Annotated in this window: 11 protein-coding genes and 2 pseudogenes; 1 reads left to right on the plus strand and 12 read right to left on the minus strand. The window is 65.6% G+C overall.

The window, feature by feature from the left end:
* Positions 1 to 8: 8 nt before the first annotated feature.
* Positions 9 to 2,339 (minus strand): heavy metal translocating P-type ATPase, encoded by a 2,331-nt coding sequence (locus tag BLV94_RS46900; RefSeq protein WP_072951326.1) that lies wholly within the window; start codon positions 2,337 to 2,339, stop codon positions 9 to 11.
* Between the two features lie 201 nt (positions 2,340 to 2,540).
* On the opposite strand from BLV94_RS46900, the gene BLV94_RS46905 reads away from it, so the two are divergent.
* Complete coding sequence (locus BLV94_RS46905) at positions 2,541 to 5,291, plus strand: cation-translocating P-type ATPase (RefSeq protein ID WP_072951324.1); 2,751 nt, start codon at positions 2,541 to 2,543, stop codon at positions 5,289 to 5,291.
* Between the two features lie 11 nt (positions 5,292 to 5,302).
* Here BLV94_RS46905 and BLV94_RS46910 read toward each other — a convergent pair whose 3' ends face one another.
* The 11 genes and pseudogenes from BLV94_RS46910 to BLV94_RS51370 all read right to left on the minus strand — a co-directional run bounded on the left by BLV94_RS46910 (position 5,303) and on the right by BLV94_RS51370 (position 13,757).
* On the minus strand, positions 5,303 to 5,551 hold the full coding sequence (locus tag BLV94_RS46910) for an acyl carrier protein (RefSeq protein WP_072951331.1): 249 nt from the start codon (positions 5,549 to 5,551) through the stop codon (positions 5,303 to 5,305).
* 8 nt (positions 5,552 to 5,559) lie between these two features.
* Entirely contained in the window at positions 5,560 to 6,696 is a 1,137-nt protein-coding gene (locus BLV94_RS46915) for a dihydrolipoamide acetyltransferase family protein (protein ID WP_072951321.1), read from the minus strand.
* 15 nt (positions 6,697 to 6,711) lie between these two features.
* A complete protein-coding gene (locus BLV94_RS46920; RefSeq protein ID WP_072951319.1) occupies positions 6,712 to 7,686 on the minus strand; it encodes an alpha-ketoacid dehydrogenase subunit beta in 975 nt (324 codons plus the stop codon).
* Positions 7,683 to 8,681 carry a pyruvate dehydrogenase (acetyl-transferring) E1 component subunit alpha gene (gene pdhA / locus BLV94_RS46925; protein WP_072951317.1) on the minus strand — a complete coding sequence of 333 codons (999 nt, stop codon included), beginning with the start codon at positions 8,679 to 8,681 and terminating at the stop codon, positions 7,683 to 7,685. The genes BLV94_RS46920 and pdhA overlap by 4 nt, the downstream gene beginning before the upstream one ends.
* The gene (gene acsA, locus BLV94_RS46930) at positions 8,678 to 10,450 is read right to left on the minus strand and encodes an acetate--CoA ligase (protein ID WP_072951315.1); all 1,773 of its coding nucleotides are present in this window, start codon (positions 10,448 to 10,450) and stop codon (positions 8,678 to 8,680) included. Before acsA ends, pdhA begins: the two co-directional genes overlap by 4 nt.
* A gap of 9 nt (positions 10,451 to 10,459) precedes the next feature.
* Positions 10,460 to 10,906: a dsRBD fold-containing protein gene (locus BLV94_RS46935; protein WP_341866528.1), complete on the minus strand. Its 447-nt coding sequence runs from the start codon at positions 10,904 to 10,906 to the stop codon at positions 10,460 to 10,462.
* A gap of 269 nt (positions 10,907 to 11,175) precedes the next feature.
* Positions 11,176 to 11,421, minus strand: a pseudogene (locus tag BLV94_RS46940) (transposase); the annotation flags it as partial.
* Between the two features lie 45 nt (positions 11,422 to 11,466).
* Positions 11,467 to 11,964: pseudogene (locus tag BLV94_RS48195) on the minus strand (tyrosine-type recombinase/integrase); the annotation flags it as partial.
* A 92-nt stretch (positions 11,965 to 12,056) separates the two neighbouring features.
* The gene (locus BLV94_RS46955; protein ID WP_244163952.1) at positions 12,057 to 12,551 is read right to left on the minus strand and encodes a BREX-1 system adenine-specific DNA-methyltransferase PglX; all 495 of its coding nucleotides are present in this window, start codon (positions 12,549 to 12,551) and stop codon (positions 12,057 to 12,059) included.
* Complete coding sequence (locus BLV94_RS51365) at positions 12,548 to 12,949, minus strand: hypothetical protein (RefSeq protein ID WP_244163953.1); 402 nt, start codon at positions 12,947 to 12,949, stop codon at positions 12,548 to 12,550. Before BLV94_RS51365 ends, BLV94_RS46955 begins: the two co-directional genes overlap by 4 nt.
* 118 nt (positions 12,950 to 13,067) lie before the next feature.
* Positions 13,068 to 13,757, minus strand: a complete 690-nt coding sequence (locus tag BLV94_RS51370; RefSeq protein ID WP_244163955.1) for a hypothetical protein — start codon at positions 13,755 to 13,757, stop codon at positions 13,068 to 13,070.
* Between the last annotated feature and the right edge of the window lie 344 nt (positions 13,758 to 14,101).

A 14,101-nucleotide genomic window follows, 5' to 3' on the forward strand; every position in this document is an offset into this window, starting at 1 on the left:
GACGACTGTCAGTGCTCGTCCTCGACTCTCGGGGCGAGCGCGAAATAGTCCTCTTCCTCCTGCGCGAAATGCAGACGCAGGACGGCATATAGCCCGTACAGACACGCAAGAAGATCGTTCCGCTGATCTGGCTGGACTCCACCGTGCGCCTCAGCCGTGCCGAGGTGAGTGTCCAACCGCCGGATGAGTCGGTCGATCTCCGCATGAGCGCGGCTCATCGGAGCAGTCGCTTCGACGGTCCCGAATGCATCGGCCAGCGCCGGATACAGTTGGGTCTCCTCGGCACGTTCATGTGGCAGGACACGCTCCACCAGAACGGTGTGTGCCCTGCGTACCGCTGCGAGAGCGTCGGGTCCGGTTTCGGCGCTCATCTGTTCCGCCGCGTCACGGATCAGAGCCAACGCTCCCCGCAGATCGTCGTGCTCACGATCGAATCGCTGCAACAGCAGCCCGGTTTCCCGGTTGACCGCGAGCTCTCGGGAGCGGCCGCCGCGAAGGGCGCGCAGAGCGTTGAGGATGACCGCCACATCGATCCCCTCCTGCAGCAGGGCACCGGGCGCGGGAGCGATCCACCCGACCGCCGCGGCGACCATCGCCAGCAGCGACAGTGTCATACCGATGCCGGCGCTCTGGACGGCGATCCTCCTCGACCGCCGGGCGATCTCCATGGCGTCCGCCACCCGGGCGAGGTGGTCGGTTGTCAGCACGATATCGGCGGCTTCGGAACTGGCTGTGGCTCCGCGCGCGCCCATCGCGACTCCGACCGACGCGGCCGCCAGGGCCGGTGCATCGTTGATCCCGTCCCCCACCATGATCGTGACGGCCCTGCGCTTCTCCTCTTGTACTGCCGCCACTTTGTCCACGGGAGTTTGCTCCGCGAGCACGGCGTCCAGTCCGACGATCGATCCGATCTCGAGGGCAGGCGCTCGGCGGTCACCGGTCAGCATGATCAGTCGGTCCAGCCCGGCCGCCCGCAAGCGGCGCAACGTGCGAGGTGCGTCTCGTCGGAGCGGGTCCCGCAACAGAATCGCCCCGACCAACGTGCCGTCGACCTGTACCCAGGCCACCGCCGCGCCGTCCAGGGCTGATCGGGTCGAGACGCCCTCCGCCCAGTCCGGCAATACGCCGTGGTCCGCACCGACCTTGACGGCACGACCGTTCACGATGCCACTGACCCCGGTCCCGGCCTGCTCGCTGACGTCGGTGGGCAGTGGCAGTGCGCAGCCTCGCGCCTTCGCGAAGTGCACGATCGACTCGGCGAGAACATGGGGAGACAACTGGTCGACGGCAGCGGCGAGTTGGAGTACCTCGTCGGGGGTATGACCGGGGGCGGTTGCGACGTCGAGTCCGGATGGCCTGCCGGTCGTCAGAGTTCCTGTCTTGTCCATTACCAGGGTCTGCGCTCGACCGAGTGTTTCCAACGCTCCACCGCCGCGGATGACGACACCGATCCGGGAAGCGCGAGACAGCCCCGACACGATGGCAACAGGGGCGGCGAGCAGCAGCGGGCACGGTGTCGCAACGACGAGGACTGCGACCGCGCGCACGGCTGAACCGCTCAGCCACCACGCGAGAGACGACACCAGCAGGGTCAGGGGAAGGAACCAGACGGCGAAGCGGTCGGCGATCCGCACGATCGGTGCCTTGTCGTTTGCTGCTGCCTGAGCCAGTCGGACGATGCCGGAATAGGTGCTGTCCGCCGCGTTCGCGGTGGCACGCAGTTCGATCGTCGATCCTACGTTCACCACCCCGCTGCGCACCGATTCCCCGACCCGTCGTTCGACGTGAAGTGACTCCCCGGTGAGCGCGGACTCGTCGAGGACCGCCGGTCGGTCGGCGACGACGCCGTCGACGGGGACCACCTCGCCAGAGGCGACAACCAGCAGATCGGTGGGCTCGACGTCGTCAAGGGGTACGAGGACGACGTTCTCGCCGATCCGTTTGTGTGCTCTTTGTGGTGCGCGTTCGAGGAGGGCACGCAGATCGCGTGACGCGCGTCGTTCGGCCGCGGATTCGAGCGTCCGTCCCGTCGCGAGCATGAACCCGATGAGTGCACCTGCCAGGTATTCGCCGACCGTGAGTGTTCCCAGGAGGGCGAGCACGGCGATGAGGTCGACACCAGCCGTGCGCTGAAGGAGTGACACGACGACCCATCCCACAGCAGGTATCAGGGATACCACAGTGCCGACCGCCCAACACACGTCCGCAACGCTAGGACGACCCAGCGAACTGGCCACAATGCCGGACACGAGCGCCACCGAGGTGACTGCCAGCAGGGTGGGGGCCGGCAGCCTCGCGAGGTGCGATTTCCACGTTGTGTGGGTTCGTGTGTCGTGCATGGACCTTCCCTCGTCGAGGGTCGACGCGTGAGGACGCGTGTCTCCATCGTTGCAGCCCGAACCCGGTTAAGGCGGCGTGCGATGGCAAGTGAGGACCAAGGTCCCTTTCCTCGCGACCATCGGTGGCGCACCGTCGGAGAAGAACTCCGCCGGCCCGTCCCACCTCATCCGTGCTGGAATGGCCCGACGACCAGGAGCGCGATGGTGACAGCGACCGAAACTGCGCAGGTGGACCCTCAGGAGTCGACTGACCGGCTTCTGCGTGACCTCCGCACCAGACGGGACGGCCTGTCCCCGAGAGAAGCGGAGCGGCGAACACTCGTTTACGGGACCAATGAACTGATACGGCATCACGGTCGCGCCTGGCCCCGACAACTAGTGCGCCAGTTCACGCATCCGCTGGCGCTGCTCTTGTGGATGGCTGCCGTTCTCGCCGGTATCAGCGGTTCGGCACCGCTGGGTGTCGCGATTGTCATCGTGATCCTGCTCAACGCCGCCTTTGCGTTCGTGCAGGAACGGCACGCCGAGCAGGCGGTCGAGGCGCTGGCGGCGTTTCTGCCGGCCAGGGCGCGCGTCGCCCGTCAGGGAACGACGGAGACGGTCGACGTGCGGTCACTGGTGCCGGGTGAAGTGATCTTCCTGTCCGAAGGCGACCGGGTGTCTGCCGATGCGCGACTTCTGTCGGGATCGGTCGAGGTCGATCTGTCGACACTCACCGGTGAGTCCGTGCCGGTTCTGATCCGCTTCGACGCCGGGTCGACCACGGGACCGTTGATCGAGGCGCCGGACATCGTCTTCAGCGGCACCAACGTTGTGGGCGGCGATGCCACCGCGGTCGTGTTCGCCACCGGAATGCATACCGAACTCGGACGCATCGCTGCGCTGTCACAACGCGTGGGCCACGAGGAAAGCCCCCTCGAGAAACAGGTGAAGCGCGTGGCCTGGCTGATCGCGGCGGTTGCGGTAGCGATGGGTCTGGCGTTCATCCCGCTGGGGACGCTCATGGCGGGATTGTCGCTCGACGATTCGGTCAATTTCGCCATCGGTCTGCTTGTCGCGAACGTGCCCGAGGGATTGCTGCCCACGATCACCTTGGCTCTCGCGGTGGGCGTGCGCACTCTCGCCCGACAGGGCGCCCTCGTGAAACGCCTGTCGGCCGTGGAGACTCTCGGTTCCACCAGCGTCATCTGTACCGACAAGACCGGCACCCTGACGATGAACCGGATGCGCACCACCAAGTTGTGGACCCCCGACGGTGTCGTGACATTCGATGGCTCCGTCGCCGTTCCGGCACCGGATGCTCCGGCAGGTCGGGCGGCCCGGGCCGTCGTCGCGTGCTGTAGCGCGGAGATCCGCCGCCCGAGTTCCGGTGTCGAACCCGGTGATCCGACGGAGGTGGCGTTGCTGCACGCCGCGCTGTCCTTGGGAGTCACAGGTGAGGCCGCTGGCGCAATCCGGTTGTCGCAGTTCCATTTCGACCCAGAGTTGCGCAGGATGTCCACCGTCGATCGTATCGGCGACAGGCTGCACGTTCACGTCAAGGGAGCGCCCGAAGAGATTCTGGACCGGTGTACCCGCATCGCCTGTCCGGCGGGTGCGGACAGGGTCTTCACCGGTTCCGATCGGGAGTTCACCGCGAACCTCATACGCGACTGGGCGCGAGAAGGTCTGCGTCTGCTCGCCGTCGCCGAGCGCGACCTCGACGCGGCCACCCACCCGGGACTGACGCGGGGGGAGGCGGAGAGCGACCTCACCCTCCTCGGAATCGCGGCGATGCTCGATCCTCCGCGCCCGGAAGTGGCGGCGGCCGTCGCCAGGTGTCATTCGGCGGGAATTCGGATCATCGTCGTCACCGGTGATCACGGCCTCACCGCACGAGGGATCGCACGGAGCGTGGGGATTGGGCACGCCGGTCTGCGGGTCGTCACCGGCGCGGAACTCGAGCAGATGCCCGAACCCGATCTGGACAGGTTGCTCGCCACCGACGTCGAGTTGATCTTCGCTCGCAGTTCCCCCGAGGCGAAGTTACGGATCACCGACGCCCTGCGCGACAGCGGGCAGGTCGTCGCCATGACCGGTGACGGCGTCAACGACGCTCCCGCGTTGCGACGGTCCGATATCGGTGTGGCGATGGGGCGGTCGGGCACCGATGTCGCGCGGGAGGCCGCGACGATGGTCCTCACCGATGACAATTTCGCGACCATCGTCAGCGCCGTCGAGGCGGGCCGGAGGGTCTACGACAACGTCCGCAAATTCATCGTCTACATTTTCGCGCACGCCACCCCCGAGGTGGTGCCGTTCCTCGTCTACGCGCTCTCCGGCGGACAGGTTCCCCTCCCCCTAACGGTGATGCAGATCCTCGCCATCGACCTGGGCACCGAGACCTTGCCGGCGCTGGCGTTGGGTCGGGAGAAGGCGGAACCGGGCCTGATGGATCGGCGTCCGCGCACGCGCACCCAGAACGTGGTCGACCGGGGAATCCTCGTCCGGTCGTGGGGCCTGCTCGGAGGTGTGTCGGCAGTATTGGTGATGGCACTGTTCTTCACGACACTTCTCGAAGGCGGCTGGTATGTGGGTGCCGATGTGGGTGCCGGAAACCTGCACCACACCTGGCAATCGGCGACGACAATGAGCTTCCTCGGTATCGTTGCCTGTCAGATCGGCACTGCGTTCGCCGCGCGCACCGAACACGCGTCGCTCACCGAGGTAGGGGTCAATTCCAATCCCTTGTTGCTGTGGGGCATCGCCTTCGAGGTGTGTTTTGCCGCGCTGGTCGTCACAGTGCCGGTGCTTCGACAGGTTTTCGGCACCGTACCCCCACAGTGGAACCAGGTGCTGTGGCTCCTTCCGCTACCATTCGTCGTCTGGGGATGTGACGAACTGTGGCGATGGCACCGGCGACGAACACCGCGCAGCACCGCCACCCGAGCGGCGGCCGAGATCGCGCCGTAGTCGCTCGTTCGTCAGGCGTGTGTATGCGACGAAATGTATTCGACGATGTCCTCCACGGTCACCAGCGTCGCGTAGTCGGATTCCGGGATATCGACGTCGAACACGGCATGCAGGCGCACCAGGAAGTTCAGCCAGTCCATCGAGTCCAGATCGACCTGATCGCGCAACGGCACGTCCGGAGACACCTCCTCGTCCTCGATCTCCGGAGCGATATCCCGCAATGCGTGCAAAACTTTCGAGTCGATCGATTCAGCGTTCATCGTCGTCCTCACCACGTGTCCGGCTGTTGGAGCAATTCGTTGATTCGGCTCAGGAACTGTGCACCCCGTGTTCCGTCGCTGGCACGATGATCGGCGGCGAGGGTGGCGGTCACCACCGTCGCGACCTGCAGTTCACCCTCGAACACCCAGGGGCGTTCACTGGGTTTCCCGAAACCCACCAGCGCCACCTGCGGCGGATAGATCACACCGAATACCGTGGTGACCCCGTGTTCGCCGAGGTTCGTCACGGTCAACGTCGGGTCCGACATCTCGGAACTGCGCAGCGAGCCGGCGCGGGCGCGGGTCACCAGATCGTTAAGTTCCACCATCAGCTGGGAGAGGGGTTTGTCGGCGGTGTCGTGGATCGCGGGAGCGACCAGACCGCCTCCTCTCAGCGAGATCGCCACCCCGAGGTGGATGTGGGGTGCCGGCCGGAACTCGCCGTCCAGCCAGAACCCGTTGAGGTCCGGGAACTGCTGGGCAGCGAGCGCTACTGCCTTGAGTTGCACGGCGGCGAGGAGGACTCGTTCGGTGATCGGGCGGGCGGCATTTTCGGTGCGCAACCAGTCCGTCGCCGTCCGAAGTGGAATCTCGTCCATCAGGTAGTAGTGTGGGATCTCCCGCTTGGAGCGGCTCATGGACGCGGCGATGGCGCCGCGCATGTCGCGGGTCTTGGCCTCGGCCGGTCCGTGCTCGACGCCATGGGCTGCCGCGCGCTGGACGTCGTCGAGCGTGACCGCAGCGTCGGCGCCTGTCCCGGTGACACCGGCGAGATCGATTCCTGCTCTTTCCGCTTCCCTGCGCGCCCTGGGCGAGACCTTGCGTCGCGGTGCCGGTTCCGGTGCGGGGGCGGCCGCAGTGGTGCCGGGCACCGCATCGGCCGTAGGTCGCTCCGGTGGTGGTGATTCTCCGGGGCTGATCAGGGTTGCCAACGGGGTTCCGACCGACACGGTCGTTCCGGGCTCGACGAGGAGTCGGTGAACGGTGCCGCTCTGCCAGATCTCCACGTCCACGGCCGCTTTCACGGTGTCGACCGTCGCGATCGCCTGACCGCGCTCGACCGCGTCCCCGGGTTTGACCAACCAGTCCGTCAACGTTCCTTCGTCCATGTCGGCGCCCAGGGAAGGCAGCGTGAAATCGAACATGACAGTGCCTCGTTCCTACCGATCGCCGATCACATTCCATGCCGTGGACACAATGGTTTCGACCTGAGGGAGGGTCGCGTATTCGAGATGCTTGGCGTAGGGCACCGGGACCTCGGCGCTGCACACGCGGCGAGGTGGCGCGTCGAGCTCGTAGAATTCGCGTTCGACGATCTGCGCCATGACTTCCGCCGCGAGACTGCCGGTGCGCCAGCCCTCGTCGACCACCACGGCGCGGTGTGTCTTTCGGACCGATGCAGCGATGGTATCGGTGTCGAGGGGGCGCAGCACCCGAAGGTCGACGACCTCGGCGGCGATTCCCTTCTCCGCCAGGACGTCGGCGGCGGCGAGGACCTTGGGCAGCGAACCACCGTAGGTGATCAGGCTGATGTGGCTTCCCTCCCGGCGTACCGCTGCCGAGTCGATGTTCACCGGGACGGGTCCCTCGAGGTCTTCCGACGAGTTGTACAGCTGGGTGTGTTCGAAGATGATCACCGGATCGGGGTCCGCGAGGGCGGGTCGGAGCATGCCGCGCGCGTCCGCCACCGTCGCGGGCGCCAGGACCCGGATGCCGGGGATGTGGGCATACCAGTTCTCGAGGCTGTGCGAATGCTGGGCGGCGAGTTGCCTGCCGGCGCCGGTCGCCATGCGCACCACCACTGGGACGGAGAATTGTCCGCCCGACATGTGCCGGAGCGATGCCGCGGTGTTCACGATCTGGTCGAGAGCGAGCAGGCTGAAGTTGACGGTCATCACCTCGATGATCGGGCGCATCCCGCCCACGGCCGCCCCGATACCGATGCCCACGAAACCCAACTCCGAGAGCGGGGTGTCGCGGATCCTCTCCTCCCCGAATTCAGTGAGCAGGCCCTTGGACACCGCGTATGTACCGCCGTAGCGTCCCACGTCTTCCCCCATGAGAAACACCCGCGGATCGGAGTGCATTGCCTCACGGATCGCTTCCCGCATCGCATCTCGGAAGGTGATTTTCACGACGCCTCCTCGGTTTGCGCCGGTGTGAGTACGTCGCGCAGGAGATCCTCCGGCGCCTCCCAGGTACCGGCCTCGGCGAAGGTCACCGCAGCATCGACCTCCGACATGACGCGGTCGTCGATACGGAGGAACTCCTCCTCCGAGAACAACTGGAGCGCTTTGAGCCGTGCCGAGAAGGTGTGGATCGGGCCCCTCTCCTTCCACGACTCCACTTCCGCCTTGTCGCGATACAGTTCTGGGTCGAACATCGAATGGGCACGAAATCGGTACGTCTGGAACTCGATGAAGAAGGGGCCTCCGGTCGTGCGGACGTGGGCGGCACCGGAGCGGGCCGCGTGCAATGAGGCGATCACATCCATCCCGTCCGCCTTGAGCGTCGGGACGTCGAACGACGCGGCTTTGACGCACAGATCCGTTTGCGATTCCGAACGGGACAAGGCTGTTCCCATGGCGTACAGGTTGTTTTCACAGCAGAACAGCACCGGTAACTGCCACAGGGATGCGAGATTCATGGTCTCGTGAAAGGCGCCCTCCGCCATGGCACCTTCGCCGAAGAAGCAGGCCGTCACCCGGCGCTTGCCCTGCATCTTGTCTGCCATCGCCAGGCCGGCCGCGAGTGGTAGGCCGCCGGCGACGATCGCATTGCCCCCGTAGAAGCGGGTGGCGGCGTCGAAGAGGTGCATCGATCCGCCTCGGCCCCTCGAACAGCCTTCGCGTTTCCCGAACATCTCGGCCATGATCGCGTTCATCGGGACACCGTGCACGAGCGCGTGGCCGTGTTCGCGGTAGGTCGCGACCACCGCGTCGCCCGGAGACAACGCATGCAGGGCCCCGACCGCGACCGCTTCCTCCCCCACGTACAGATGCAGGAAGCCGCGGATCTTCTGGGCACCGTACAGTTCTGCTGCCTTCTCCTCGAAGCGGCGGATGCGCAGCATGTCCGTCAGCAACTCGACCGCGAACGTCTTGTCGTAGGGAAAGTCCGGGGCAGTCATCCGCCTACCTCCAGGGTCGATGTGTCTCCCTCCGGTAGACCGAGTTCGCGTGCCTTCAGCAGCCTGCGCATGATCTTGCCGCTCCGTGTGTGCGGGAGGACGTCCACGAATTCGATCTCTTTGGGGGCGACCGCAGCGCCGAGCTTCTTGCGGGAGTGCCCGAGAAGTTCGCGGCGCAGGGCGTCGTCCGGGTTCTGGCCCTTCTTCACGGACACGAAGGCCTTGACCACGGCCCCCACGATCGGGTCCGGTTTACCGATGACTCCGGCTTCGGCGACCGCGGGGTGTTCCATGAGGACGTTCTCGACCTCGAAAGGGCCGATGAGATGACCCGCCGATTTGATGACGTCGTCCGCGCGGCCGACGAACCAGTAGTAGCCGTCTGCGTCGCGCTTGGCCAGGTCGCCGGTCAGATACCAGTCGCCGGCGAATGCACGCCGGTACCGGTCGTCGTTGTTCAGATAGCCGCGGAACATCGAGGGCCAGCCGCGTCGTATCGCGAGTTCCCCCTCCACATTCGGTGTTTCGACGGGTGCGGTCCCGCCATCGTCTGTGCGCCGGACGATGCACGCGTCGATGCCGGGAAGCGGTCGACCCATCGATCCCGGTTTGATGGCGAAGCCGGGTGTGTTGGCGATCATGATGCCGCCCGTCTCGGTTTGCCACCAGTTGTCGTGGATGGGCCGTCCGAGCACATCTCGTCCCCACAACACGGCGTCGGGGTTGAGCGGTTCGCCGACGCTCGCGATGAACCGCAGGTTCGGGTGGGAGTACTTGTGCGCCAGCTCCGGACCGGACTTCATCAGCATGCGGATCGCGGTCGGCGCGGTGTACCAGACCGTGACGGCCTGCTCTTCGAGGATGCGGTACCACCGTTCGGCGTCGAATTCGTTGCTGTCGACGATCGACGTGACGCCGTGCAACAGCGGTGTGATCACCCCGTACGACGTGCCGGTGACCCAGCCCGGATCGGCCGTGCACCAGAACACGTCCGAGGGATGCAGGTCGAGGGCGTACAGTCCGGTTGCATAATGTGTGGCCACGGCGCCGTGGACGTGGATCGCACCCTTCGGGGTACCGGTGGTTCCACTGGTGAAATGCAGCAGGGCAGCATCGTCGGCGGAGGTCGGGGTGATGTCGCAGTCCCCGTCGGCGTCCGCCATCGCACTGTGGAAGTCGAGCGTGTCCGGAATGTCGGTGGTCGATCCGGAATCCCCCACCACCAGAATGTGTCGGAGGGAGGGCAGCGAGCCGCGGATCTTCTCCACCCGTCGCCGGTACAGCTGCTCGGTGGTTACCAGTACGTGAGCGTCGCCGAGTCGAATTCTCGTGGCCAGCGGCTCGGGGCCGAAGGCGGAGAACAACGGCGACACGATATTTCCGTTGCGCAACGCGCCGAGGATGCTGACGTACAGCTCCGGGATCCGGCCGGTGAATACGACGACGGGGTCGCCTTTGCCGACGCCGAGTTCGCGGAGCACGTCGGTGAACTTGCGGACTTGGAGTGCGAATTCCCCGAAAGTCATCTCCGTGGTGGCTAGCTCGCCGACATCGTTGGTGTTCGGCCCCACGAATCGGAAGGCGATCTCGTTCCGGTGCGAATCGCAGTCGTGGCGGTCGACTGCATAGTAGGCGATGTTGCAGCCGCCGGGGGCGGGCCCGAGCTGACGCTCGATGTCAGACCACGAGAACCGGGTGCGTTCACCGTCGTAGTCGGTGAAGTTCGGTTTCACCGAGTTCGTGGACGGCGATGTGGGAATGATGGTCATGACGGTTGCTCACAGCCCACATCCGGTTTCGCGAGCCCTGTGCCCGTGGGCGCACGCAGCCGCGTCGTCGGTGGCTGCCAGCTCGAACAGTTGGTGCGCCAGGTCAGTCAAGGCACGTGCGGCGGCCATCTGGCGACTGACCTGGACTGTGTCGGCGTGTCGGGAACGGCAACCGGCCTCGCCCTGTCCTTCGATGGTCTCATCGCGAGTGTGCAGGCGCGCCGTGGCCCGTGAGCAGGTGGGCTCCGCGTCGGTTTCTCGTATCTCGATCTCCACGGGCCAACTGGTTGCGGGGATCGGTCGGCTCATCGCGGGTCGGCACCCCTGCGATTCGTGATCTTGCCACGGCATTGTCATGGCCCCTCCACTTCGGTCGGTGTGTGGTGCTCGGTCGCCGGACCCACTTCCGCCAGGCCGTAGGGCACCGTGCCGGCGGTCGGAGTGATGACTGCCCATGTGTTCGGCGCCGACTCGTAGCGAAGGGACAGCACCGATTCCGGGTGAAGTTCCAGAGCCGTGAAGAGTCGCTGCCGCGCAACCCGCTCGGCAAGCTCCGGTAGGTCTTCGATCGGAACCCCCGCAAGGTCCGCAATACTGCCCGCAACCGTGCGAACAATCGCGTCTTGGGTGAAGTACGCACCGAACTCGGAAGACAGCGTCCCATGGGGTGGTGTACTTCGGATCGGTGAACCATCTGGTTCGTGATCAACGAGTCATTTTGTAGGTTATGCGGTTTCGAGTTCGGGTGTCAACGATTGCGGCGTCGTGTCGTCAGTCGAGGCGCGTTGTTTGGCGGCGATGATGACTTTGAGCTCGTCCATGCTGACGTCTGAGACGTAGCGGCGGGTGACCTGCCACTCGTCGTGCGCTTCGATCACCACCGCCGTCGCCAACCGGAGGAACGCTGCCGGGTTCGGGAAGATCTCGACGACATCGGCGCGGCGTTTGATCTCCTTGTTCAATCGTTCGATTAACCGGCCTTCGCGTGTGGGTCAACCTCAGGTTCGCGATTTGGGTCAGCGGTCGAGCCGGTGAAGGTGATCGGTCAGGGCGTCTGCAACGCGGTGGTGGCGAGCAGCTTCGTCGGGCCAGCCGCGGTCGCAGGCATCGGCTTCGAGTGCCTGGACGTCGGTGCGTTGCGCCTCGAGCGTGTCGCGGAATTCGGGTCCGGTGACGAAGTTGTCGCAGGTCTCGCAGATGTTGGCATAGGGACAGGCTCCGGCCGCCTCGTGCCGAGAACAGTAGCCATGGGCGAGGCGGGTTTTGAGCATCTCGCTGCCGAGCCAGCTGACGGTGTCGGGAACGATCGGTTTGCCGACCGGGGTGAGGGTGAACCGCCGCCGCATCTTGCCCATGGCCTGGTCGTAGGCGTCGCGCAGCGTCGGCGATGCGAGGGTGGCGTAGCGGAGAGTCATCTGAGGAGTGACGTGCCCGAGCAGCGCCATCAACGCCTGCAGGCTCATTCCGGCATTGGCGAGTTCGGTCGCCCAGGTGTGCCTTGTGTCCGCAGAGGCCGTGTGCGGTCGGGTTTCGTGTTGCGTTTGAAATGGAGGGTCTCCGGCGCGGAGTTCGCGACGCTCGTGGCCGCCTGTGTAGCGATAAGACGTTAGTGTTTGTGACTGACGTCACCGCTCGATCTCGCGTCAGCATGGCCCGATGATTTTCTGGCGTGTCGTCGGCAGGCGGTGACGGTGGTGTTCGGGTCTGCGGCGGCGCGGAGGCGGAGGATTTCTTCGTGCTGTGCGGCCAGCCTCGCCAGTGCCTGGCCGCGGAAGTCGGTGAGCTCCTCGATGGTCGAATGGGCCTGGTTCAGGCGCTCTTTGAGCTTGTCTATCTCTGCTTTCAGTCGTTCGATCTGCGCAGTCTTCGGGTCGGGGGTGTCGCCGTTGCTCTGTAGCTGCTCAAGCCGGTGTTCGAACTCGGCGCGTAGGTGCGCGTAGGGCCTGCTGCCGTAGAAGGCGGTGCGATCGACGCCGGCCTCCGCGGCGAGGGTCTTGATGTCGCAGCCTCCGCCGGGTGGGATCTCGCCGCGCAGCAGTCGGTCGATGGCGGCGCGAATGCGGTTCTCGTTCTGGGTGCGTTGGTCGGCACTGATTCTCATGGCAGGTCCCCGCTCGCGGTGGTTGTGGCCGTGTCGATATCGGCGATGACCCGGACTGCGCGGTCGTGGTCGGCTTGCAGGCGGGTGCGCTCGGTGGCGCGAGTCTTGCCGAGTTGGCCGAGGAAGATCTTGGTGCGTTCGGCGTGCTCGGCCCAGACGGAGCGATGGACATCGTGGTGGGTGGCCTGCGGGCAACGCGCCGAGTCACACATGCCGATCATCGGCCGCGTCGCGGTCGGGGTGCCGGCCAGCTTGAGGCAGAGGGCGCGGGACGGGTCGACGAACCAGCAGTAGTTCGCCGGGCCCAGGTGCAGGACCTTGGCTCGTTTGGACAGCAGGTTGAGGATGTCGCGATCGTTGCGCTGCACCTTCGGTGCCGCAGCCGATTCCGCGTTCACGTCGGCGTCGACAGTGGCGAAGAACTCGGTGAGGTTTCGTGCGCCGGGGCCGGAGGGCAGGATGCCGTTGCGGTAGTTGTGGAACTCGGCCAGTATCAGCTGAAGGTTGCGGTCGGCTTCATGCTTGTTGACCTCGGCCAGTAACTCGGCTTGAGCGCCACCCGGCCGGGCCGCATAGCCTTCGGTTGTTGCGGTTGCGATATGCTTGAGCTGCAGTTTTGCTGCGAGAACCCCCGGGGCGATAGGCCAATTCCAGCGCGATCGTTCTTCTGAGCATCCGCAGTGAGACCGGTCCCTCGGGAATTGGGGCCAGGCCCAGGCGTTCTCCTGCCGAAGAGTTGACCCAGTTGCGGAACCAGATGTAACGGACCCGGAAGCTGAACCGGGACAACAGAAGAGCATCATCGCGTGGATCGTCGTGCAGTTGTTCGATGAGTTCGACAGCTCGGTGGACCGGTTCGATGACGACCCATTCGTCGTCGGTGCCGCCGAGCGGCTGGCCTTTGACGATCTTGCTGGCGATGCGGTAGCGCATGAGCCCGGGTATGGGTTCCTCGATCGGGCGGCGGCAGCCAACACGTAGTTCCATCAACTCGCTGCTGCGCATCCCTGATGATGCCGAGAGCACGATGATCGCGGCTGTTCGGACGATCCCGACCACGGCGACGGCCTGCGATCGGTGCAGCGGCAGGCTCCAGGGCCGTGTCGCGCCGTCGGCGGTCGGCGCCTGTTCGGCGTCGCGAGCGAATACCTTCTCGACCCCGACGCGGGCGACTGCGTTGGTGAGCGGTCCGCGCAGTCGCGGCAACCAACGGGAGTCGATATTGCGGCGTCCGGCCTGCCTGGCGAGAATCCCGGTGGCGACGGGCAGCAGTAGGTCGTCGGCTGACCATCCGGCGGCCAGCCGTTTGGTGATCTCATGGTCTTCGTGTCGGGCAGCGCGTCCCTGTCCTGGTGTAGTCGGCCAACACGGTCACGATGTCGTCGACCGCAGAGGTGGTGGTTTGACGCCGCTGTCCGATCTGACCGAATGGACGCGGTCGTGTTCGCGGACCTGCTGGTTCAATGCGACCGCGTGCGGGCCGAGGACCTGCATCAGGTGCAGCGCCGCCGCGAGCATCGGCTGCAGGATCTCGTCGGGAACGGCGGGCG

It is taken from the genome of Rhodococcus koreensis, from assembly GCF_900105905.1.
Lineage (GTDB): Bacteria > Actinomycetota > Actinomycetes > Mycobacteriales > Mycobacteriaceae > Rhodococcus_F > Rhodococcus_F koreensis.